Source organism: Fictibacillus phosphorivorans (assembly GCF_023715845.1).
GTDB classification, from domain to species: Bacteria; Bacillota; Bacilli; order Bacillales; family Fictibacillaceae; genus Fictibacillus; species Fictibacillus phosphorivorans_D.
On the sequence record NZ_JAMBOR010000005.1, the window covers coordinates 21,246 to 43,910 of the forward strand.

Consider the following 22,665-nt stretch of genomic DNA (forward strand, 5'->3'; position numbering starts at 1 on the left):
AAAACCGGCTTCCTATCAATAAAGACATGGACACCGGTACACGTTCGCTTTTATATGGTTGTTTTATTAGGCGCAATCTTTAATTTGATCTAGTTTGTTTAACTTTTCATCTAGAATTTGGCTCAACTGAACGAGCAATGGATCTGCTAGATTGTTTACTTTCTTACTTACCTCATACATGGTCGTGCGAATGGCGTCTATCTCTGTAGTTAAGACAAGAGCATTGCTTCGGCTCATGGTCCATTCCCCCTCAAATAATTCTGCACCATTTATATCGGTAAATCTTGTACTAATTATATACTATATTTTGTGTCTAGTCTATTATTTTTTTACAGATATAGGGGGACAGACCCCATACAAATACATTTTGCCAGTTTTGTCTTCATGAGAAGGACAAGCTCGGCTTTCTCTTATTCTACTATCTGTATTTTGATAGAAATGTATCAAATGAGGCTAAAGTTCTGCTACCGGTGAGGTCCTGCTTTCTACATAATCACGATACTGAGGTTTCGAATGTTGAAATTGTTCTAGGATCATAGAGGTATCAACGAAGGGGCATACCGACTGGGTTACATAGTAACGGTAACTGCTCCATGGATATTCAAGAGGGTACATGACAACATCTGCGGCTACCGGATTCAGGTGAATGTATCGGCTCGTGTCTAAGAGGTAGGAACGGTCCTCGATTAATTCTGAACCATAGCGGCCTTGAAACACATGCCCCGTAAGTTCATACTTCTTGTTGAAATACATAGCGTAAGTTTCGTTTAATTCTTTCATGAATTCTCCAGGTGGGGACTTGCTGCACTGAATTTGAAGATGAGTGTGGTTCGACATGAGGCAATAAGCGAATAAATCAACAGAATGCTTTCGTACACAGTGACTTAAGATCTTAAGATAGCGATGGAAATCCAAATGAGAGTAAAAGAGGGGTTCTTTGCGATTTCCACGTGTCGTTACATGATATACAGCATCTGGGTACCAAATGCGGCGGGTTCTAGGAATAGATATCACCTCCTTTTAAGTTATATCTTCATTTTACAACGAACGGGGTCAAAGTGGGAAATGGGGACTGACCCCAAACAATTTATTTCCCTCAGCGATTTCGAGTAAAACACCTTAGCGAAAAGCAATATACAACCAGCTCTTTTAGGGTGATTTTAGAATGTTACCCTTCATATGTTGTCGAGTGTTGTATCTTCACCGCACATTCTATCAAATTTCCCCGGAAATACTCATATTCTTTCCTCCTAATCTAGCCGAAATGAAAACGGCAATACCTTAAAGGACAAAACTATTTTTATTGAAGTGAAACAAGGAGTATAAATGACTAGTTCGAAGTGTACAATTAGTCGAAAGAACTCGACAAGCGTTTAGGAATTTGCCATAGTAATGGAGGAGCTTTTTATTCTTTTTGATGGTAAGTTCGGGGAGGTTGTACGATGAAAAAAGGGAATGACTGGCGATACAAGATCTCGAATAAAGAAGCGATCATGGGGACGGTACTTGCGGTTTTGAACTTCATTTGGTGGTATGCTTTCGCATATGGGCTAGGTGGCCGGCCGGTTAAGGAATATACATACATACTAGGCTTTCCTGCTTGGTTTTTTTATAGCTGTATTGTTGGTTTTATCGTTTTTACAATACTCGTCTATATTATGGTTAAGTTCTTCTTTAAAGAAGTTCCATTTGATGCAGATGATCAAGAAAGGGAGGGTGGCTCTCAATGAACTGGGACGTAATTCTTCCTTTAGCTGTCTTTTTAATACTTGTTTTTTTAGTTGGCATTTATACATCAAAGCACATCAAGAGTGGACCTTCTTTTTTACAAGACTACTTCTTAGCAGGTCGTGAGCTTGGAGGGTTTGTTCTTGCCATGACGATGGTCGCTACATATGGGAGTGCTTCGAGTTTCATCGGTGGACCTGGTGCGGCCTATCAGCTCGGTCTTGGATGGGTTCTTCTCGCGATGGCGCAGCTTGTAACAGGATACTTTACACTCGCGGTTTTAGGGAAAAAATTTGCGATCGTAGCCCGAAAGATCAATGCGGTTACACTGATTGATTTTCTTAAATCCCGATATGAAAGCAAGTGGGTAGTTATTTTATCCGCAGTGAGTATTGTAATCTTCCTGTTCTCTGCCATGGCTGCACAATGGGTCGGAGGCGGAAGGCTGATCGAATCGTTTACAGGTGTATCGTACACGACTGCATTATTTACTTTTTCAGCTTCAGTATTGGTGTATGTCATAGCGGGTGGATTCAGAGCGGTTGTGATAACAGATGCCATTCAAGGTGTCGTCATGGTAATCGGGACAGTTATCATATTAGCGGGAACGGTTATGGCAGGTGGCGGTATTGAAAACATCATGGGCGAGCTAAAAGCGGAAAATCCTAATCTGATTTCTCCTTTTGGTTCGGACGAATCACTTACACCATTATTCGTATCGTCTTTTTGGATATTAGTCGGCGTTGGTGTCGTTGGGTTGCCACAGATATCGGTACGCGCTATGAGCTATCGTAATTCGAAAGCGATGCACCGTGCTATGATCATCGGAACGTTTGTGGTTGGGTTTATCATGCTTGGCATGCATTTGGCTGGAGTCTTCGGACGAGTGATTCTTCCTGGCATTGAAGTGCCGGACAAAGTGATGCCATTACTAGCACTTGAAGTACTGCCGGGATGGTTAGCAGGGATCGTTCTTGCTGCGCCGCTTGCGGCAGTAATGTCTACCGTTGATTCCGTCCTTCTACTCGTTAGTTCAGCAATTATTAAAGATGTTTATATCAATTATATAAAACCCGATGCTAGTGAACGTTTCGTAAAAAGATTAAGCTTTGGGATTACAGCAGTAGTAGGATTAAGTGTATTCGCAATGGCGATCAACCCGCCTGATCTTTTGATCTGGTTGAATCTTTTCGCCTTTGGTGGTTTAGAAGCAGCCTTTATCTGGCCTATTGTGATGGGCCTTTATTGGAAGAGAGGAAATGCAACGGGGGCCATTGCTTCGATTTTAGTCGGGGTAGGCTCCTATATGTGGCTTCACTTGAACGATCCTAACCTTTGGGGAATGCACACGGTCGTAATCCCGGTTGTACTATCGTTCTTTGCCTACATTTTGGGTAGTTTCACAAAGGGGGACAGACCCCAGACAAATACATTTTAAGCGATATTGTCCGCATCAGGCGGACGATATCGCTTTTCTTTTATTAATACGCCTTTTAATCTTTTTTACTTATTCTTCCGACACTCCAGCCACAACGTATTATTATTGAAGAAAAAGCGACGAGTACATACGAAAACCTTTTATATACGAAAGAGATGATACAACCGGAGGATCAAGTGTTAATCGTAACAAGTGATTTTCATCTTTTTCGAACAAAAATGATCGCAAAGCGTATTGGGATTGAAGCGGAAGGGCTCGGGTCATCGCTTAGGATTTCATCCATTCCTCAAGCTCATGTGAGAGAGTATATGGCGATCATCAAAAGCTACTTTACGGACCGGTAGCAAAAGGAAGTGACTCCAATGAAAACAAACAAGTATCATTGCTGCGCGACTTGCGTGAATTTTAAGCCCCTGAAAACGGAACAGGGCATGTATTACTATTGCAGCCGGCTTGGTTATGAGACGAAACCAGATTATACGTTCAATTGCTGGGAGCCGAAACCGCATATCGTGGAATTGATGAAAAAAGAAGAAAATAAAAAGACAGATTAAAGATAATAACAATACCTTGTAAAACAAGATAGTGTATTTTATAATAAATGTATATCTTGTAATGCAAGGTATTTTATCTTTCAAATATATCTTGTAATACAGGATAGCGAATAAATGAGGTGGATTACGTGTCATCTACTCAGATGTTAAAAGGGATTCTAGACGGATGTTTGCTAGCGATTATAGATGAAGGAGAAGTTTACGGATACGAACTAGCAGAAAAGCTAGCGTCATTTGGATTTCATCAAACGAGTGAAGGAACCATTTATCCTTTGCTATTACGCATGCAAAAAGAAAAGCTCGTCACCACAACACTTAAAAAATCAACGGCTGGCCCTAGGAGAAAATATTATGCCTTAACCCAAAAAGGCGAGGAAGAACTGGCAGCTTTCATTGAACGCTGGAATCAATTGAGCCGTTCAGTCGATCAAATTATCCAAAGGAAAGGGAGTGGAGAAAAATGAATGTGCAGCCGAACAAACTTTCAAAAAGAAGTGAAGATTTTTTAGATAACCTAAGGCTTTATTTGACCACGAGCGGAAAAAAAGAAGATGAGATTGAAGATATCGTATCGGAACTGGAAGACCATCTTTTGGAAGCTGAAAAGCACGGGAAATCAACTGAGGATATCATCGGTCACTCTCCAAAAACTTACATGGAACAGTTATCAAAAGAGATGCCGGTGGACTTTATGGCATTGATCAAGTATGTTCCGGTATTGCTCTTGGGTGTGTTCGCTTACATCTTATTAGGGGATGCAATTCGCAGCGGTGTGAAATATTCGCTCATTCAAGTAATCGGATATCCACTCCTTTGTTTGATTTTATTAGTAGTATATATGAAGATATTCAAGTATACAGCGAGCATGGAATTGTCCAAAACAGCTAATGGGATGGTTTTATTCTTAATTGGCTGCTTGCCCATAACTTTGTTTATAGGTTTATTAATCTTAAATGACAGGGTGGATTCGCCTATGATCATTCATTTAGGTATAAAGGGTAACATTGCAGCTGCCTTCATTGCTGTTCTCATTTTTGTCTCAATCTCCATATGGAGCAAAACGTGGTTTACGATTATTATTCCTGTACTTCTGTTTACACCGGAATTGCTGATAAAGATGACTTCACTTAATCAAGAAATGAAGTTAATTTTAACGGTCACGATCCCGTTTATTTTAATCGGCATCTACTTTTACATGTCCTACAGAAAAGAGAAGGCAGGATCTTAAACAAAAGCTCTGATCACTTTATGGATCAGAGCTTTTATGTTGATAAAACACCCAACTTGCCTTGAAAAAGCTTACAATGTTACAGTGTGTAAAGATTTATGTACCGAAATTACTGGAAATACTGTAGATAGATAGTGGAGAGATGAAAGAAAGGATTTTTTAAAATGAACCTTCAAATCCCGATTGAGATAAAAGAAAAGCTGCAGAATGAGGCAGCAGAACGAATAGAGAAATTACCCGATTTTTATAGAGATTTGATCGGAGAGCCAGGATACACGGCGCCAGACACCTCGCTCGTGGAAGACGCGGTGATCGCTCTTGCATTAGGGAAGAACGTGTTGCTTAAAGGGCCGACAGGATCAGGTAAAACAAAGCTCGCCGAGTTGCTGTCAAATTTGTTCGGTCAGCCCTTGCATCAGGTGAATGCATCTGTTGACCTTGATGCGGAAGCCCTTCTTGGCCATAAAACACTTAGCTATAATGAAGGCAAACAAGAAATCGAATTCATTCCCGGACCTGTAACGAAGGCAGCGAACAACGGTCACTTCCTATATATCGATGAGATCAACATCGCAAAGCCGGAAACATTGCCGATTCTAAACGGAATGTTAGACTACCGCCGTACGATCGCGAACCCATTTACAGGTGAAGTGGTAAAAGCTAAACCAGGTTTCAATGTGATCGCTGCGATCAACGAAGGCTACATCGGAACGGTACCATTGAATGAAGCGCTGAAAAATCGATTCGTCGTAATCGAGGTGCCATATATTCAAGGAGATACGTTAAAAGACATGCTGAAAGGTCAGTCTCAGCAAAAAGACGAAGAAGTGCTCGAGAAGTTTGTTCAGCTTTCTTCAGATCTGATCGGTCAGGCGAAAGCAGGTCATCTGTCTGAGGACGCTGCTTCCATCCGAGCACTATTGGATGCTGCTGATCTCTCTGTCTACTTGCCGCCAAAGCGTGCGATCCAGCGCGCAATCGCGGACAAGCTCGAAGACGCACGCGAACGAGCCCTCGTCGCTAACGTGGCCGCGACGCTGTTTGTGTAAGCTTGGGAAATGGGGTCAGACCCCAAACAATTTATTTCCCACGATGATTTTGGAGGTTTCGCCTAGATGAAATTCCTTGTTTTTGCGGATACAAAGATCGATTCATTCGTTCATATGCAGCTGATCGACCTTGCGCGTTCCCTCTCAAAAGTGAAGAAAATGGACGTTTCTTTTTCGTACCATTCTAACCTAGAGAGAAAAAAAGGCATCACCCATGTCAGTCAGTTTTGGAACCCATACCCACGGGAGATTCAGCTTGAAGGCTGGAAATCCGACGTGTATCTACGCAGTTTTGGTACCATGTTTCACACTGATGATCAGGTGATCTGGAACACGCTCGATGAATTGAAATCCCATCCGCACCATGAGTTCTTGAAACAGATGCTGCTTTTTGCAGAAGACGTTCGTTTGGAACAAATCTGCATACAAAAAAGACCTGGAATGACTCATGCGTTCAACCTTCGCAAAGAGACGTTCCAGGTACATTACCAACGTGAATTCAAAAAACATATCCAGCAAAAGCGCATTCTTGACGCTTTGTTTTGCCATGCTATTCTTTTAGCAAATAGACGCTTTGTGGCTGTTCCGTCTGAAACGCAGGAACTCTATCAAGAGCTCAAACCATTACTGCTTGAAGAGCTCCCAACCGCAAAATCGACCCAAGATATCGCTCAAACCATAATAAAGATGGCAAATGTCATGATCAAACACACGGAATTCTCCGACATGAAAACAGCTTACCGCAGCTTTAGCGATAAGCCGAAAGCGGATGATGACGCATCAGAAGATCAACATTTCGACGACCTCACCCGAAACACTGAAACCAAAACGAAAAAAACGATCCAAAAGGACGAAGATAAAGAGGACAAGAAAGACGACCCAGAAAAAGAAGAGTATTCCTCCTGGCATGATGAAACATCCGACCCGCAAGACTCCTTTTTACAGATGGACCTTGATCAAGGAACGAATACCGATCTTTTAGGCGAAGCGGCTAGAGAAGCGGATAGTGGGGATGCCGTGTTCGGATCTGTCCAAACGAGCGCACAAACGACAGACAACAACGACTTCAACACACAAAACGAACATGAAGCGGAAACGGACAACAATCAGACCGGCTCAGACTCATCAACACACTACCGATACGGTGAAGTAAACAAAAACGTGACAGAGCATGTACTGCCTGCTAAACCGGCAACTTCTGAAGAATTCGCTCAATACCAGCTTTATGAACAAGAGGTTGCCCCATTCGTTACACAGCTCAAACAAAACTTCCTCAAAACGATGGAACATAAACGATCAGCACCAAGAGAAGACCTGCATTTTGGAAGACTAGGTAAAAAGCTTACGAGACTTGCAACCGACAAAAACCCGAGACTTTTTAGAAAAAAACAAGAGTCTCAGCATGAACTAGATACGACGTTTACGCTTTTAGTCGACTGCTCAGCATCGATGTTTAACAAGATGGAAGAGACGCAAAAAGGGATCGTTCTTTTCCATGAAACATTAAAAGCTCTCCGGATTCCTCATTCCGTCGTAGGTTTCTGGGAAGACGCAGCTGACGCGACAAGTGACGACCAGCCGAACTACTTTCATGAAGTGATCTCGTACCGAAATTCTCTTCATCAGCCAGGTGCTTCGATCATTCAATTGGAGCCCCAAGAAGATAACCGTGACGGCTATTCCATCCGCCGAATGAGCGAAGAACTGGCAAAACGTCCGGAACAGCAAAAAGTACTGCTCGTCTTTTCCGACGGTGAACCGGCTGCTTTTGATTACGAAACACATGGTGTACTCGATACTCACGAAGCCGTCACCCATACACGAAAGCTCGGAATCGAAACGATCGGCATGTTCATCGCAAACGGTGAAATAACAGAAGAAGAAGAGAAACTCATGCAGAATATCTATGGTCCGCAAAACGTTGTGGTACCAAGTGCTGCTGAACTTGTTGATTACTTGATGCCTGTTTTAAGAAAGCTCCTGTTTAAATCGATCTAAACGAAGAAACACCCGGTGGCCATCATGGGACCTCCGGGCGTTTTTTTTATGTAAGTAAAATTTAGTATTCCAAAAGCTTCAACCAAGCAAACACGACTCCCACGAATCCAGCATAACTAAAGATTTTAACAGACCATTCTGGTAAGGCAGTTCGAAGTACGCCAGATAAAATGCCGACTATAATAAAAGCGGCGAGTAAGATGTAAATTGAAAAGATATCAAATGAAATTCGAAATGAAAGCCACTGTTCCATCGCCAAACCTCCCTCTAATCACTTGTATCGGTCAAAATGCCTGCAAATTCAAGAATCTCTCACGAAAAAAGAATGATTTGCTGTTGAAAACAAAACGAAATCAAATAGGCTAGAGCACCGTAAAGGAAAACACATATGGTATAAAACCCTGTGATGAAGAAGTTAGTACCTTAAACCACGTGTTGTGATAGAAGCTGCTGATGAGGATAATCTTGCTGGAGTAACAGGTGTTATGACTTGTCAGATTCAAACTTCGACACATTTTGCCGGTATCCTTCTACATCAAACAATTATTTTTGCATAGAAAAAGCCAAGTGGGGAGTTAGCTTTGGCAAAATGGAATATGTGAAATTTGTCTAAAGACTAATAATCTTGATTTACACCTAATTCCACGCAAATCAGACTCAATAACAAAAAACGGTCCCCTACCGAGGACCGTTTCTCGCATTATCTAGAGAGCTTCTTTAGGTAAACTCTTTTGAAATGCCAAGGTATAAAAGGATTGTACCAAGTATCGCGGTACCGATTAAAAAGAAGTACACGATCTTTTCTTCGGCTTCTCTTTCCGATTGTTCCTTCTCTGCTTTTGTCGACGAGACATCTGTTCCATTTTGCTTACCTTGGTCATGCTTATTCTTTTTTCCAAAACCAAACATATGAATTCCTCCGCTCTTACCACCATCATCTTATTATCAGTGTTTCAATAAGCGGAGAAATTTAAACAAAAAACCTCTGAAACTAGAAGTCACAGAGGTTTTGAAACATTCATTCTTTATTATTGAACGGCTTTTGCTGCGTTCACGCGTCCGTTTTGGAACAGTGTACCCGTGCCGGTTACAGGATCCGCTGTATTTTCAAGGGCTGCGCGAATTTGCGAAGCGTTTTTACCTTGAGCAGCCAATAATCCTGCTACACCAGCAACAACCGGTGAAGCCATGGAAGTTCCAGAGAAGCTCGCATATTGATTATTTGGTATCGTAGAATAGATATCTACACCAGGTGCTGCAATATCAACCCACGTTCCGAAGTTAGAGAAGGACGCTTTTTGGTCGTTTCGATCTGTTGCGGCAACTGCGATCGCATTTTCATAATAAGCGGGGTAGCTTGGTAGAGAAACCCCAGAATTTCCTGCAGCCGCTACAACAACGGAACCTTTATCCCAAGCATAGTTAACTGCGTCCTGAAGGGTTTGTGTACCAACTGAGCCACCGAGACTTAAGTTGATTACTTGAGCCCCTTGGTCTGCCGCATAGCGAATTCCTTGTGCCACATCATCTAGCGATCCGCTTCCGTTAGCATCTAATACACGAACAGCTAGAATTTGAGCTTTAGGAGCAAGCCCTGCGATTCCGATGCCGTTATTAGTGTTCGCAGCAGCGATACCAGCGACATGTGTGCCATGTTCGTTTTCATCGATCGGATCGTTATCGTCATCGACAAAATCGGCCCCTTTGATGACTTTCCCAGCTAGATCTGGGTGGTAGTAATCAACTCCCGTATCAATAACAGCGATTTTTACATTTGACGAACTTTGAGTAGTATCCCAAGCTTGTTCAGCACTAACCTTTTGAGGAGCGTATTGTTTCGTTTGATAATCGGGGTCATTAGGAACATAGCTTGCATGTAAAGTAATGTTAGGCTCTGCATATTCTACAGAATCAAGGCTCTCTAACTTTTTAATCGCCTCAGATACATCTCCATTCACCTTAACAACTGAAAAATCTTCTGTTGCATCAACGACCTTACCAAACGTTGAAATCGTATTTTGAGCAGAAAAAGCGGAAATTGAATCCTTATAACGCACGATAACCTCTTGTGTAGCAGCCTCTTGTTTAACAGAGGTGGTAAAAGAAGCCTCCTGTACTTCAGACTCAACAGCCGAAGCTGGGAGAGCCAATGAAACTAATAATGGTAAAGATGCGGCACCTGCCACGAAACGCTTTAACATATAAATCACTCCTCGATAGTATTTTCCAAGCAAGCTTGGCGACGGTAGGTAAGGGATTCAACAATTTTCTACAAAACCCTCTTATCTTATCTTAAAATAATGATTATTTACCACCATAAACAAGCAACTGATTCGATTTAACTAGACTTAAAGTATAATAAGTGTGACTTAACTATTATCTCGAGATAGGAATTTGATAGTAAACATTTCATACATCCTGAGTAAAAACTCACCGTTTTATTAGTAGAAGAATAAGACACTGAACAAAGATTATGTTCATCTGCTTACATAGTGGAATGAGAATATCATTCTTAATTATTGATATGTTTTTTGAAAATTCAAAAATATAATTGACAAGATTTCTATCATCCCTTACTATTTTCATTAATCCCTTTCACCAAGAAATGGGAACGTTCCCGCCACACATAGATTAAAAGGGTAAATTTCAATCTATGGAAGGATGGGGAAAGATGTCTTCTACTGACTTTTCGACGTTTGATGATGCCAAAATGACACCGCTTCGTAAACTTGCGATATGGCTGGTTGCACTTGGGGAATTTGTTGACGGTTATGATTTGTTGGTTATGGGAGCTGCCTTAATCATGTTAACACCTGAAATGGGTTTAACTGCTTCTCAAGTAGGGTTGCTCGGGGCAGCTGCTTTTGTGGGTGCTGGAATTGGGTTATTAATATTTGGTGAGTTAACGGATCGGTTAGGAAGAAAAAAAGTATTCGTTGTTACTCTGATTAGCTTCATTATTTTATCTATTGCTTCTGCGTTTGTCATGAACTTTGAGCAACTGTTGGCTGTTCGATTATTAATCGGTATTGCAGTGGGAGCAGATATTGTGACGAGTATGGCTTTTCTTGCTGAGATCTCCCCCCGTGAAAAAAGGGGGGCTTTTGCAGGAGCTTTGCCGCAAATCGTTTGGGTTCTTGGTGCCATAGTTGCCCAGGTTTTAGGTGGAATATTGTATCTAAATATCGGTGAAGGAGCCTGGAGATGGCTATTTGCATTTGGGGCGGTTCCAGCTGCGTTAATTCTGTTAGGCCGTGCATATATTCCTGAATCCCCGCGATGGTTATTGCAGCAAGGAAGAGTGAAAGAGGCGAGGAAAGCCTTAACGAAATTAGGCATGTCCGAAAGCATTATTACTAGCTATCAACAAAGGGATCATTCCCAACCAACGAAAAAAGCATCATATTTAGATGTTTTTAGAAAGCCTTATACAAGACAAGCGCTTCTCGGTTTTATTATCTTAACCGCCGCGCCTTTATGGGGTTCAGTGAGCAGTGTGACAGGTACTTATGTCATTAAATATGTTGGGAATTTAGGTGAAGTCTTTTCCATTTTTGCAGGAACCTTCCTTTGGGTTGGTGCTATGATTGGAGCACTTCTTGCCTATAAATATCTTGATAAAATCGGTCGCTTTAACACAGTAATATTTGCATGTTCGGCTGGATTTGTCATTGCTATGATACTGTCAACCGGAATTGAAAAGTATCCGTTTTGGTTTTTGCTGACATTCTACAGCCTTGCCATAGTGGATAAGTTTGGGGCATGCTCGTTCTGGGTTATACCAACTGAATTGCTTCCTACCCATTTACGCGGAAGAGCACAGGGGATTTCAAATGCAGGTGCGCGTTTTATGGTGGCATTTACCGCCTATATTGTGCCTGTTGGAATTGAGAAAATAGGCTTCTCTACAACCATCCAACTTTTAGGATTTAGTGGACTTCTCCTTGCTATTTATGGAATAACTGGCCGCAAATACGAGCCAAAAGGTAAATCTTTGGAAGATGCAAGTTTTGATAGAATTGAAGACAGTGGTACAGATAAGATAGCTGTCAACAAATAGTCTAATAGTGCATACGTAAAATTATTCAGACTATTCCATCTTCTCAAAAACAAGAAAGAACGATAAACTAATATTGGGAACGTTACCAATAGATAAAGGGGGCATTTTCATGGTAACGATTAAAGATATTGCTCGTTTATCTGGAGTATCGAAATCTACTGTTGCACGAATTCTTTCTAATTCTGGCTCTTACAGTGATGTAAGTAAAGAAAAGGTACTCAAAATCGCTCAGGAACTAAATTACAAACCAAATAGCCTCGCCAGAGCTATGATTACTAAGAAAACCAATAATATCGGTTTGGTTATACATTCAAGAATCTATCCGGTCATTTCTCATCCTTTCTTTGCATCGATTGTTTCATCGGCGGTGGATGCTGCAACTAAGCAAGGATATAGCGTTATGGTGTTTAATGATAAGGAAATTCAAAACTCTCTAGATAACATTAGGCAAAAACAAATGGATGGTATTATTCTGGCAGGTTATGTAGATAAATCGATTGTTCAAGAATTAAAGTCCAACTATATTCCCGTTGTTTTAGTAAACGATTTAATTGATACCACATATGAAACAAGCTATGTCATTAATGATGATTTTGGTGGCAGCTTTCAAGCCATTCAGTATCTAATAGACTCGGGACATAAAACTATCGGATTTATTCATGGTCCCAAGGATTCGCAAAGTTATCATCAGCGATTATCCGGTTATAAAGAAGCATTCAAACAGGGCAAAATTGAATGGGATGAAAGATATGTCGTTTATCAAGAAACTCCTAATATTGAGGGAGGAATACAGGCAACTAAACAGTTATTAGCTGCAGATCCTCTCCCTACTGCCATTTTTGCAGGTAATGACATGATGGCAATCGGCGTTATTAAGGAAATTAAATCCAGAGGTTTGCAAGTTCCGTATGACATTGCAGTTGTAGGTTTTGATGACATAGAGTTCAGTTCCATTTATGAACCTGCGTTAACAACGGTTAGAACAGACAAGAAATTAATGGGGGAAATGGCCGTACAGGAATTAATTAGACAACTGGAAGGTGCTGATGAAGCAAATACCATCACCCTGCCGACTGAGCTGATTATTCGGGAATCTACGTAAAAATCATCCATTCCCCTCCCATTATTAAAGATAAGGTGGTGTTTGTTTTGAAGGCAATAATGGTAATGTTTGATTCCTTAAATCGTCATATGCTACCTCCTTATGGCTTTGAGGATATTCATGCACCCAATTTTAAGCGTCTTCAAGAGAAGACCGTAACTTTTGATCAAAGCTGGGTAGGAAGTATGCCATGCATGCCGGCCAGACGTGAGTTGCATACAGGACGGTACAACTTTTTGCATCGAAGCTGGGGGCCGCTTGAACCCTTTGATGATTCGATGCCTGAACTCTTAAAGAATAATGGAATATATACTCATTTAATCACTGATCATCAGCATTATTGGGAAGATGGGGGATATAACTATCATACCCGTTATAATAGTTTTGAATTTTCCCGTGGTCAGGAAGGCGATACCTGGAAGGGAGCAGCAAAAGTAAACCACATTCCCCTTTTTATTGGTGGACATGACCTTCAACGTGTGAATGAACATGATTGGGTAAACAGAAAGTTGATGGATAAGGAAGAAAATTTCCCTCAGGCTAAAACGTTTCAAGCCGGTCTGGAATTTATAGATCAGTATTATGACGAAGATAACTGGTTTCTGCAAATAGAAACTTTTGATCCCCATGAGCCATTTTATGCACCAGAAAATTTTAGGAAGGTATACAAACATGAATATAATGGCCCGCATTTTGATTGGCCAAAATATGGGCCGGTAAAAGAAACAGCAGAGCAAGTGGAACATTGCGGACTAGAATACAAAGCGTTAGTTAGCATGTGTGATGCGTATTTAGGAAAAGTGCTTGATAAGATGGATGCTCTCGACTTGTGGGAGGATACCATGTTAATCGTGAATACAGATCATGGCTTTTTGCTTGGTGAACATGATTATTGGGGAAAATGTGTGCAGCCATTTTACAACGAGGTGGCGCGAACTCCTTTATTTATCTGGGATCCCCGAAGTAAAAGACGTGGAGAGCGCTCGGATTGTTTAGTGCAAATGATTGATATCCCACCTACCCTGTTGGATTTCTTCAATGTGGAGATTCCTAAGGATATGCAAGGAAAACCATTACGAGAAACGATTCAATCAAATCGTCCCGTAAGAGAAACTCTGTTGTTCGGTATACATGGGGGACATGTCAATTGCACGGACGGACGTTATGTATATATGCGTGGCACGTCAGAAGACAACAGTCAAACGCTCTATCATTATACGTTAATGCCTGCCCATTTAAGAAGATTCTTTACCGTTGAGGAGCTTAAAACGTTAACCTTATCGCAACCCTTTTCTTTCACGAAAGAATTACAAACGATGAAAATTGAATCGATCTTTAATGAAAGAAGTATTTTGGACAGAAGCAAGACCATGTTGTTCGATCTTAACCAGGATCCACTTCAACAAAATCCCATTCAGGATCCTCAAATAGAGGAAAAAATGATTCAATATCTTATCGATTTAATGGAAGAAAGTGATGCACCTATAGAACAATATGAACGCTTAGGTTTAAGGGTTCCTCTAAACAATGTATAGGAGTGGTTGGATGGATAGTTGTGCAACCGTACAAAAAGAATCGTTTGCTGTGATGTGGAAAACGGTGTCGGAGGCTTGTAACCTGGCATGTGATTATTGTTATTACAGCCGGTGTAATGGTAACCCAGGGAAATTTAATGCTATTGATCTATATACACTTGAAAAATTTATAAAGGAATACATGGAGCTTGCGAATGGTCAAGCTGCATTTGTCTGGCAAGGAGGAGAGCCGCTCCTTGCGGGACTGGATTTTTTTCAAAATATCATACAGCTTCAGGAAAAGTATGCCCCACCTTATATGCGTATTTCAAATTCAGTTCAAACTAATGCTACCTTGATTACCAGAGAATGGGCAAAATTTTTTAAAAACTATCATTTTTTAGTTGGTGTCAGTTTGGATGGGCCACAGCACATTCATGATTCGCGACGGGTTACAGGCTCAGGAAAAGGAAGTTTTAATACAGTCATGGAAGGAATTAACCTTCTAAAAGAACAAGGAGTTCAATTTAATATTTTAACCGTGATACATGAAGGCAATGTAGGCAAGGCAGCAGATTTATTGACATTTTATGAAGAGCAACAATTTGAGTATGTTCAATTTATTCCATGCATGGATTTTCGTGCACAGGAGACCGAAAAAAACGGAACGTATTTAATAACGGATGAGGAATATGGAAACTTCTTATGTGAAGCTTTTGATCATTGGTATAACGAAGGGAATCCTCGTACTTCAATTCGATTTTTTGACAATTTACTAGATATGTATCTGCATCAAAATGCTGAGATCTGCATCCATCGTCAATCTTGTCCCAAAATGCTTGTTCTTGAACAAAATGGGGATGCGTATCCGTGTGATTTTTATATTAATGATGAATATAAGCTTGGCAATGTTGGAACCAACTCACTGAAATCGATACTCAGCCATCCTACATATGAAACATTTCTAAATTTGAAACCTGATCTTCCCGATAAGTGTAAAAGATGTGAGTATCTGAACCTTTGCCATGGTGGCTGTCCAAGAAGCCGGATGGAACAGGGAAGAGATGTTGATTACTTTTGTGAAAGCTACAAGATGTTATATCGATATGCGGATGTACGAATGCGCAAATTAGCAGAAAAGGTTAAAATCCATTGGCTGGAGGAAAGGATTAAAAGAGGAACAAAGCTTCCAAATAGAAATGATTGTTGTTCCTGCGGAAGCCGTAAAAAATTTAAAAAATGCTGTGGTAAGCTGTTAAATCATGTAACAGCGGGTGCATCGTAATAAATAGAATCCTATCTCTATGAAATGAACACAGATTACACATTAGTGTGTCAATAACGCTAACGGGGCGTGAGAAGGGGGATGTTTACCGGTGAAGGCGCTTAAAAAAAAGGAAACAGAAAACTTTGATATTATATATGCGCAGCAACACTTAGCCAATGAGAGAACCTATTTGGCGTGGTTGCGCACTGCTGTTTCCATAATAGGGGTAGGTTTTTTAACCACGTCACTCCACTTTACCATTCATGTGTCCACCACTCATTTTATTAATGCCTTAGCTATCGTTTTAGGAATCTTTGCATGCTTAGTGGGTTGCGTGATCGCGATAATGTCTACGCGGGAATATAATCAAAAAAAGGAAAGAATAAACATGGGGATTTTTAAGCCTTCAACGTCCTCTATATTGGCAGTGTCTGTTTTATTTGGACTCTTAACTTTCATTATATTATTATATCTATCCTTTCTATTATTTTCGTTATAGAAGCAATCAGATCCATTAAACTCAAATAAAAAACACTTGGGACAATGAAGGAATCCCAAGTGTTTTTTCTGTTTATTGATCTTGATGATTGCGGGCGCGAGCCTCTTCAGGACTTTCCATTTTCGCAGCACCGGAATACTTTAAGCTTTGATCCCGATCCGACTCAACGCGGTGTGATTCTCTAAGTTTTTTCTCCTGTCTGTCTTTTCCCATTTAAAAAACCTCCTTCTTTGCAAGATTTCCCTCTAGTATGCAGAAAAACAACCCTTTTTATGTAGAAACCAATTCAAAATGTAGGAAGAAATCGCAAATGAGTCATTTTTTACCGACGCATTAAAACGTTTATCATTCATATAAAAGGGAAATCCGTAGTTACAAGAGAGTAAATCTTAGTAATTACAAGAGAGTAAATCTTAAAGGAGGAGTTATCATGGCACAACAACCATTTAATTCAGGAGATATGTATCAAGATGATTTCTATCAAAATGACTCAGTACGAAATGATCTATATGAAAGTGAAAACAACAGCAAGCTTCTAAAGGGTATCGTCATTGGAGGATTAGTTGGTGGGGCTTTGGCTCTCATTGACTATAACACGAGATCAAAAGTAAAAAACACAGCGGTTGGCTTGAAAGATTCATCAAGCAAAATGATCACCGAGGTGAAACAAAATCCAGGTGAAGTAAAAGATCAGATGATCAGCCAATTTAAGACAGCTTCAAACACATTGAAAGAAGCGATTAGTGATGCACAGCAACTGTATGAACGCTTAAACAAGGATGTCTTCGGCAATATTAACACGTTAAAAGAAATTTCAAATGATGTCCTTTCCACAACAAAAAATGCGAAAGGCGACATTAACAACATTACATCGAAACTAAAAGATGCAGGGACTGAAGTGACGGAAAACCCAATTGATACAAGTAATTCTTCACAAAACGAGAACCTAAGCAACTACAATACAGGATTTCCATCGAAAAGTACAAATGACCCTGTAAACACAGGAACAAATAACGCCAATAAATATTAAAAGATAAGTAAGAAAGAAAACAGCCCGTTCATTCAGCGGGCTGTTTTCTATGTATATGATTTAACTATTTACTACTTGTCTAATATCATTTAATCGGACTACTTGTTTGGCATCTTCGAAGTGTTCTTCGTAGTTTTCTGTTACGGAAAAGTCCACAACAGCGGTGTTGGTTAATAATGAAATAATTTCTCCTTTAAGTCCGTCAAACGTTTCAATGATATCACCGATTTTAATTTCCATGCCTTTTCCTCCAACTCCATCTCGTTTGTCCTATTTTACCATAATTGTAATACAATTTCCTTTATTTGATGAAAAACTTCTATTGTTAAGCATTATAACGGAAGCAATTGATTATTGCCATAAAAGCGCTTTTAATGTTAACTTAAAATATAAAATAGTTAACATTAAATCAACAAGGAGTTTTTTACATGAAAACAAAAGAGATGACATATGTAGCTTTATTCGCAGCAATTATGATTGTATTAGGATTTCTGCCACCTATCGTCTTACCATTTACGCCAGTTCCGATTACAGCACAAACGCTCGGTGTAATGCTTGCAGGGGTGGTTCTGGGTGCTAGACTAGGTGGATTAAGTATGATTGTTTTCTTACTAGTCATCGCAGCCGGTGTCCCAGGATTAGCTGGTGGCCGAGGCGGTGCTGGTGTTTTTGTAGGGCCGAGTGCAGGTTATTTACTGAGCTGGCCATTATCAGCTTTCTTGATCGGATTACTGATTGAAAAAGCAAGACAGCCACTTCAAGTGTGGAAAGTCTTCTTATATAATTTCGTGGCAGGCATCGTTTTTGTTTACCTTTGCGGTATTCCAGTCGTTGCTTTTGTAATGGATATCAGCTTGGAGACAGCGTCAATCTCAGGTATTGCTTACTTGCCGGGCGATCTGATAAAAGCTGTCATAGCAGCAGTACTCGGTGTTAAAATAAGACAAAGATTATTTAAAAATCAGACTGCTCTTATTCAAAACCGAACGATCAGCCAATAAGATTGCCCCTGGGCAGTCTTTTTCTATAGGGGGATTTCCTGTGCGAATAACCGATACAATTCAAAAAAATGCTGCTTTATATCCAGATAAGACAGCGATTCAGATGGGAACAGAAAATATTTCCTATCGAGAGCTGGACAAAAACATTAAAAAGATTGCATCTTTTTTTAACAAACTACCATTTGAAGAATCTCAAGGAAAAGCGGCACTTTACCTTCCCAACGGAATTGATTTTCTACAATCCTTCCTAGGCGCTATTTCAGCAGGGTGGATTGCGATTCCACTAGATCTAAAATGGAAAGAAAGGGAATTGAATGAAAGACTTGAGCAAAGTCAGCCGGATCTAATTCTTACAACAGAAGTATTACAGAGAAGAGTGAATCATAAAAATGCAACATTAACTCTTGTTTCAGCAATCGCTGATTCCGTCCCATTTGAAGAAAACAAAAATAGGGTTTCAGATAAATCGTTGTTTTATATGGGATTCACTTCAGGGTCCACAGGGATACCTAAGTGCTTTGTACGCAGTCATCGTTCTTGGGTGAAAAGCTTTGTCTGCAGTAAGAAAGATTTTGGATTAACAGAAAGTGACACAGTTCTTGTTCCTGGACCACTTGTTCATTCCTTGTTTTTATACGCAGCGATCAGCACGATATATTTAGGTGGAACCGTCAAACTGCTGCCTAAGTTTTCTGCTGTCCGCACGTTAACAGAGATCGAAACAGACGAAGCTTCCGTTCTTTATACAGTTCCTACAATGCTTGCTGGACTTACGAAAGAAATGAATAAACCGAATAACATGCTCCAACTAAAAAAAATCATCTCTTCTGGGGCCAAATGGGAGCCTGGATTGAAAGGTCGCATCAATAGGTTATTCCCAAAATCAGAGCTTATTGAGTTTTACGGGGCATCTGAACTGAGTTTTGTAAGCTTTATTACTCATCGAGCAGATAAACAAAAGGCTTTATCTGTTGGACGGCCATTTCATAATGTAGAACTGTCCATTCGAAAAGATGGCAACGAAGTAGAACGGGGTGAGATTGGAACGCTCTATGTAAAAAGTGAGATGCTTTTTTCCCATTATCTAAATCGTCCTGATGCGAATAAAGAAGTATGGGAAAATGGCTGGCTGACAGTAGGTGACCTCGCAAAGCTGGATGAGGATGGTGATCTTTACATTATCGGACGCAGCAACAACATGATGATCTCGGGTGGACAAAACGTTTATCCGGAGGAGATCGAAAACGTGCTCCATTCACTAAAGGGTATAGAAGAAGCCGTTGTTTTCGGCATACCGGATCCATATTGGGGAGAGAAGGTTTCGGCCGCTATTCTATTGAATGAGCATGAAGAACTGACAACTCGCGACATCCAACGTATTTGCAGAAAGCATCTATCCATATATAAAGTGCCAAAGCACATCATTTTCAAAAAAAAATTACCTTATACGTCGAGCGGGAAAATTGCGCGTTCAAAAGTAAAAGAGATGTATGGCCAAGGAGTTTTTAATTCATGAGAAATGCTGTTATTATCGACGCTAAACGTACAGTGATCGGAAAAAAAGCGGGTTACTTTAAAGATGTGGGAGCTGAGAAACTAGCGGCCGCTGTCATCCAAGAAATACTGCGAGAAAATAGCATACCTCCTGAGATGGTGTCAGATGTGATAGTAGGAAATACAGTCGGACCGGGCGGAAACCTGGCACGTTTATCAGCTTTAACAGCAGGGCTCCCGGTCACTGTTCCAGGTTTTACAGTCGATCGTCAATGCGGTTCTGGGCTAGAAGCGGTTAATCTCGCATGCCGCCTCATCCAATCAGGCGCAGGAGACATTTATTTAGCAGGTGGCACTGAGTCAGTCAGTACTTCAACGCTTCCAAAGAGAGCTCGCTTTTCCCCTGATTCGATAGGTGACCCTGACATGGGTGTTGGAGCTGAAAATGTGGCCGAACGATACCACATCACTCGTGAGATGCAAGATGAATATGCGCTGTTAAGTTACAAGCGTACGATTGTATCCATGGAGGAAAATCGTTTTACTAAAGAACTCGTTACCTTCAAGGATACGCCTCTAATCGACGAAGGTATTAAGAGGATGTCTGTGATCGAGAGAATGATCAAACGAGCGGAACCTGCGTTTAAAGAGAATGGAACGGTGACCGCTGCGAATTCATGTGGGGTAAATGATGGTGCTTCAATCGTACTCGTTATGAGTGAAGAAAAAGCGGAAGAGCTGAATCTCGCACCTCGATTAAAATTTATTGACGCCGTTACTTCTGGTGTCGATCCAAACTTACCAGGAATCGGACCGGTCCCAGCTGTTAATACTCTTTTACAGCGGATGAACCTTTCGATCAACGCTATTGATGTATTTGAACTGAATGAAGCATTCGCGGCCCAAGTCGTCGCGTCTGCCCAAGAACTTGAAATATCTTGGGACAAGCTGAACAAAGGCGGCGGTGCCATCGCATTCGGGCATCCTTATGGGGCATCAGGAGCCATTTTAGTGGCATCACTCCTAAGGGAAATGAAGCCAAAGGACCACTATGGTATAGCGACAATAGGCATTGGCGGCGGGCTTGGCATCGCGACGCTATTTGAAGGGTGTGAGCATTATGGATTTTAAACAGTGGGAAGGTGCCACTACACTGCCAGTTTCCATTACAGTAACGAAAGAACTCGTGGATGCTTATTATGAAACGACCGGTTTTCTTAATAATCATTCACATCATGTTCCGCCAGCTCTGCCGATGATTTTTTATCAATATTTAAATGTCCCGTGGATTCACGAGCAATCGTTTATCCACAAAGATCAAAAGTTTCATTACGAACATCCTATCTCGATCGGAGATACACTTCAATGTACGGTTTTCCTAAAATCGGTTAAAAAAAGACGCCAATTTCTTGTTTTGGACCAAGAGCTTATCGGCAAAAACGAACATCAAAACATTGTATTTTCGGCAAAATCGACACTTCTAAAGGAGGCGGAGTAAAGAATGCACGCTGGCTCTATAAAATCGGGTGACACACTTGAACCTCTCCATATAGAAGTAACGGAAGAGATGGTAACCAAATACGGCGAAGTATCAGGAGATTTCAATCCGATTCATTTTGATGATCGTTCTGCAAGAGAAAAAGGATTTCCGTCAAAAATCATCCATGGCATGTTCTCCATGGCGATCGCGTCTCATATTATTGATCCTTATCTGCAGGAAGGGTATCGGGTAAAAACATATGAGATGAAATTTAAAGCGCCAGTTCTAGTGGGGGAGACCATCCGCATAGAAGGAACCGTCAAAGCTATTGAAAAAGAGTCAATGACGGTAGAAATCAATGTATCGAGCCCCACTTATCCACAAGTAGCCAAAAGCGAAATTCTCCTACATGTGTATAAATAGCACTACTTATCCACATTATCAACATTATCCACAACATAAAAAAAACGTCCTCTAACCAATTGGCTAGAGGACGTTTTTTTTGGTCGCTTAAAGTCGCTTAAAAGGTGAACTAACCGAGGTTGATGTCACTCACTTCACGGTCAACAATACGCGCACCTTTTTTACTCGTATATCTTCCGCCTGATGAAATGAAAATGTTTTGGGCGATTACTGTGTCCATCGCAGCGTTGACAGCTACTGGATCAACCGGCTCAATGGGTGCATCCAAACGGACAGTCACTGTTTTGTTCTCCTGGTTTAGAAACTGCAATTCAAGTACTTTGGCCATCGAAATCCCTCCTTTCCTCTATATTTTCCTTACAAATCAGTCATTATCGCAGAATCGAGAGAGCGTCGTTGCGGCGAATTCCAACTAGAGGATAAATCTGAAGTCCTGCAAGTGCAGTCCCAACAGCTTCAAGCTGGTCCGGTGTTGAATTTATTCTAACGTGTGCAAAGGTTTTGTACTTCATCACCGGTTTGTTGTCTGCATCTAAACCCCCGTCAAGCTCTAAACGCATTGCGGAATCAACCAATGTTGCTGTAGCCATGTGCCTCACCTCCTTTCACTTCATACGTTCCAGAGTGAATAGGCAAAAGAGTCATCCCCGAAAAAATTTTCGCACCGTGATTTATCCACAGCTGTCGATGATTTACTCCAAAATAGACGTGATTTTTTTCGATATCGAGAATATCGCACCGAAAATGTGTCGTAATTTGTCAGATGATCTTTACTCTGTGGATAACTTTATAAATGATCA

At 40.8% G+C, this 22,665-nt stretch carries 28 protein-coding genes; 19 read left to right on the forward strand and 9 right to left on the reverse strand.

Annotation, left to right across the window (positions count from 1 at the left end; all coding sequences use genetic code 11):
- Positions 1–66: 66 nt before the first annotated feature.
- Positions 67–237, reverse strand: coding sequence for an aspartyl-phosphate phosphatase Spo0E family protein (locus tag M3206_RS05705; protein WP_251311538.1), 171 nt, complete (start codon positions 235–237; stop codon positions 67–69).
- A 216-nt stretch (positions 238–453) separates the two neighbouring features.
- Positions 454–1,014, reverse strand: coding sequence for a transposase (locus tag M3206_RS05710; RefSeq protein WP_251311539.1), 561 nt, complete (start codon positions 1,012–1,014; stop codon positions 454–456).
- A gap of 428 nt (positions 1,015–1,442) precedes the next feature.
- On the opposite strand from M3206_RS05710, the gene M3206_RS05715 reads away from it, so the two are divergent.
- The 8 genes from M3206_RS05715 (at position 1,443) to M3206_RS05750 (ending at position 7,995) form a co-directional block, all read left to right on the forward strand.
- Entirely contained in the window at positions 1,443–1,730 is a 288-nt protein-coding gene (locus M3206_RS05715; protein WP_251311540.1) for a YhdT family protein, read from the forward strand.
- The gene (panF, locus tag M3206_RS05720; RefSeq protein ID WP_251311542.1) at positions 1,727–3,166 is read left to right on the forward strand and encodes a sodium/pantothenate symporter; all 1,440 of its coding nucleotides are present in this window, start codon (positions 1,727–1,729) and stop codon (positions 3,164–3,166) included. The genes M3206_RS05715 and panF overlap by 4 nt, the downstream gene beginning before the upstream one ends.
- A gap of 101 nt (positions 3,167–3,267) precedes the next feature.
- Positions 3,268–3,510 (forward strand): YdcF family protein, encoded by a 243-nt coding sequence (locus M3206_RS05725; RefSeq protein WP_349773997.1) that lies wholly within the window; start codon positions 3,268–3,270, stop codon positions 3,508–3,510.
- Positions 3,511–3,528: 18 nt separating this feature from the next.
- The gene (locus M3206_RS05730; protein ID WP_251311543.1) at positions 3,529–3,720 is read left to right on the forward strand and encodes a hypothetical protein; all 192 of its coding nucleotides are present in this window, start codon (positions 3,529–3,531) and stop codon (positions 3,718–3,720) included.
- Between the two features lie 128 nt (positions 3,721–3,848).
- On the forward strand, positions 3,849–4,184 hold the full coding sequence (locus M3206_RS05735) for a PadR family transcriptional regulator (RefSeq protein ID WP_251311544.1): 336 nt from the start codon (positions 3,849–3,851) through the stop codon (positions 4,182–4,184).
- On the forward strand, positions 4,181–4,948 hold the full coding sequence (locus tag M3206_RS05740; protein ID WP_251311545.1) for a DUF1129 family protein: 768 nt from the start codon (positions 4,181–4,183) through the stop codon (positions 4,946–4,948). Before M3206_RS05735 ends, M3206_RS05740 begins: the two co-directional genes overlap by 4 nt.
- A 164-nt stretch (positions 4,949–5,112) precedes the next feature.
- A complete protein-coding gene (locus M3206_RS05745) occupies positions 5,113–5,997 on the forward strand; it encodes an ATP-binding protein (protein ID WP_251311546.1) in 885 nt (294 codons plus the stop codon).
- A 66-nt stretch (positions 5,998–6,063) separates the two neighbouring features.
- A complete protein-coding gene (locus M3206_RS05750) occupies positions 6,064–7,995 on the forward strand; it encodes a vWA domain-containing protein (protein ID WP_251311548.1) in 1,932 nt (643 codons plus the stop codon).
- 61 nt (positions 7,996–8,056) lie between these two features.
- Here M3206_RS05750 and M3206_RS05755 read toward each other — a convergent pair whose 3' ends face one another.
- The 3 genes from M3206_RS05755 to M3206_RS05765 all read right to left on the reverse strand — a co-directional run bounded on the left by M3206_RS05755 (position 8,057) and on the right by M3206_RS05765 (position 10,196).
- Positions 8,057–8,248: a hypothetical protein gene (locus M3206_RS05755; protein WP_251311549.1), complete on the reverse strand. Its 192-nt coding sequence runs from the start codon at positions 8,246–8,248 to the stop codon at positions 8,057–8,059.
- A 464-nt stretch (positions 8,249–8,712) separates the two neighbouring features.
- A complete protein-coding gene (locus M3206_RS05760) occupies positions 8,713–8,904 on the reverse strand; it encodes a hypothetical protein (RefSeq protein WP_251311550.1) in 192 nt (63 codons plus the stop codon).
- 119 nt (positions 8,905–9,023) lie between these two features.
- Positions 9,024–10,196 (reverse strand): S8 family peptidase, encoded by a 1,173-nt coding sequence (locus M3206_RS05765; protein WP_251311551.1) that lies wholly within the window; start codon positions 10,194–10,196, stop codon positions 9,024–9,026.
- A 470-nt stretch (positions 10,197–10,666) separates the two neighbouring features.
- Between M3206_RS05765 and M3206_RS05770 the strand changes: the two genes are divergently transcribed.
- The 5 genes from M3206_RS05770 (at position 10,667) to M3206_RS05790 (ending at position 16,437) form a co-directional block, all read left to right on the forward strand.
- Positions 10,667–12,055: an MFS transporter gene (locus tag M3206_RS05770; protein ID WP_251311552.1), complete on the forward strand. Its 1,389-nt coding sequence runs from the start codon at positions 10,667–10,669 to the stop codon at positions 12,053–12,055.
- 109 nt (positions 12,056–12,164) lie between these two features.
- Positions 12,165–13,157, forward strand: a complete 993-nt coding sequence (locus M3206_RS05775) for a LacI family DNA-binding transcriptional regulator (RefSeq protein WP_251311553.1) — start codon at positions 12,165–12,167, stop codon at positions 13,155–13,157.
- 47 nt (positions 13,158–13,204) lie between these two features.
- Positions 13,205–14,692 (forward strand): sulfatase, encoded by a 1,488-nt coding sequence (locus tag M3206_RS05780; RefSeq protein ID WP_251311554.1) that lies wholly within the window; start codon positions 13,205–13,207, stop codon positions 14,690–14,692.
- A gap of 10 nt (positions 14,693–14,702) precedes the next feature.
- Positions 14,703–15,956 carry an anaerobic sulfatase maturase gene (locus M3206_RS05785; protein WP_251311556.1) on the forward strand — a complete coding sequence of 418 codons (1,254 nt, stop codon included), beginning with the start codon at positions 14,703–14,705 and terminating at the stop codon, positions 15,954–15,956.
- 91 nt (positions 15,957–16,047) lie between these two features.
- On the forward strand, positions 16,048–16,437 hold the full coding sequence (locus M3206_RS05790) for a YidH family protein (RefSeq protein ID WP_251311557.1): 390 nt from the start codon (positions 16,048–16,050) through the stop codon (positions 16,435–16,437).
- Between the two features lie 72 nt (positions 16,438–16,509).
- Here the strand turns inward: M3206_RS05790 and M3206_RS05795 are convergent, their stop codons facing one another.
- Positions 16,510–16,650 (reverse strand): YpzI family protein, encoded by a 141-nt coding sequence (locus M3206_RS05795; RefSeq protein WP_251311558.1) that lies wholly within the window; start codon positions 16,648–16,650, stop codon positions 16,510–16,512.
- A gap of 217 nt (positions 16,651–16,867) precedes the next feature.
- Between M3206_RS05795 and M3206_RS05800 the strand changes: the two genes are divergently transcribed.
- Positions 16,868–17,467 (forward strand): coiled-coil domain-containing protein 22, encoded by a 600-nt coding sequence (locus M3206_RS05800; RefSeq protein WP_251311560.1) that lies wholly within the window; start codon positions 16,868–16,870, stop codon positions 17,465–17,467.
- 60 nt (positions 17,468–17,527) lie between these two features.
- On the opposite strand, the gene M3206_RS05805 is transcribed toward M3206_RS05800, so the two are convergent.
- Positions 17,528–17,707 carry a DUF2187 domain-containing protein gene (locus tag M3206_RS05805; RefSeq protein ID WP_251311562.1) on the reverse strand — a complete coding sequence of 60 codons (180 nt, stop codon included), beginning with the start codon at positions 17,705–17,707 and terminating at the stop codon, positions 17,528–17,530.
- Between the two features lie 188 nt (positions 17,708–17,895).
- On the opposite strand from M3206_RS05805, the gene M3206_RS05810 reads away from it, so the two are divergent.
- From M3206_RS05810 to M3206_RS05830, 5 genes are read left to right on the forward strand one after another with little or no spacing between them, the layout of a single operon-like run.
- Positions 17,896–18,468, forward strand: a complete 573-nt coding sequence (locus M3206_RS05810) for a biotin transporter BioY (protein ID WP_251311563.1) — start codon at positions 17,896–17,898, stop codon at positions 18,466–18,468.
- 40 nt (positions 18,469–18,508) lie between these two features.
- Positions 18,509–19,984, forward strand: a complete 1,476-nt coding sequence (locus M3206_RS05815; RefSeq protein ID WP_251311565.1) for an AMP-binding protein — start codon at positions 18,509–18,511, stop codon at positions 19,982–19,984.
- Positions 19,981–21,093, forward strand: a complete 1,113-nt coding sequence (locus M3206_RS05820) for an acetyl-CoA C-acyltransferase (RefSeq protein WP_251311567.1) — start codon at positions 19,981–19,983, stop codon at positions 21,091–21,093. Before M3206_RS05815 ends, M3206_RS05820 begins: the two co-directional genes overlap by 4 nt.
- The gene (locus M3206_RS05825; protein ID WP_251311569.1) at positions 21,083–21,460 is read left to right on the forward strand and encodes an FAS1-like dehydratase domain-containing protein; all 378 of its coding nucleotides are present in this window, start codon (positions 21,083–21,085) and stop codon (positions 21,458–21,460) included. The genes M3206_RS05820 and M3206_RS05825 overlap by 11 nt, the downstream gene beginning before the upstream one ends.
- A gap of 3 nt (positions 21,461–21,463) precedes the next feature.
- Entirely contained in the window at positions 21,464–21,865 is a 402-nt protein-coding gene (locus tag M3206_RS05830) for a MaoC family dehydratase (RefSeq protein ID WP_251311570.1), read from the forward strand.
- Between the two features lie 109 nt (positions 21,866–21,974).
- Here M3206_RS05830 and M3206_RS05835 read toward each other — a convergent pair whose 3' ends face one another.
- On the reverse strand, positions 21,975–22,193 hold the full coding sequence (locus M3206_RS05835) for a DUF2922 domain-containing protein (protein ID WP_251311572.1): 219 nt from the start codon (positions 22,191–22,193) through the stop codon (positions 21,975–21,977).
- Positions 22,194–22,236: 43 nt separating this feature from the next.
- Positions 22,237–22,455, reverse strand: coding sequence for a DUF1659 domain-containing protein (locus tag M3206_RS05840; protein WP_251311574.1), 219 nt, complete (start codon positions 22,453–22,455; stop codon positions 22,237–22,239).
- Between the last annotated feature and the right edge of the window lie 210 nt (positions 22,456–22,665).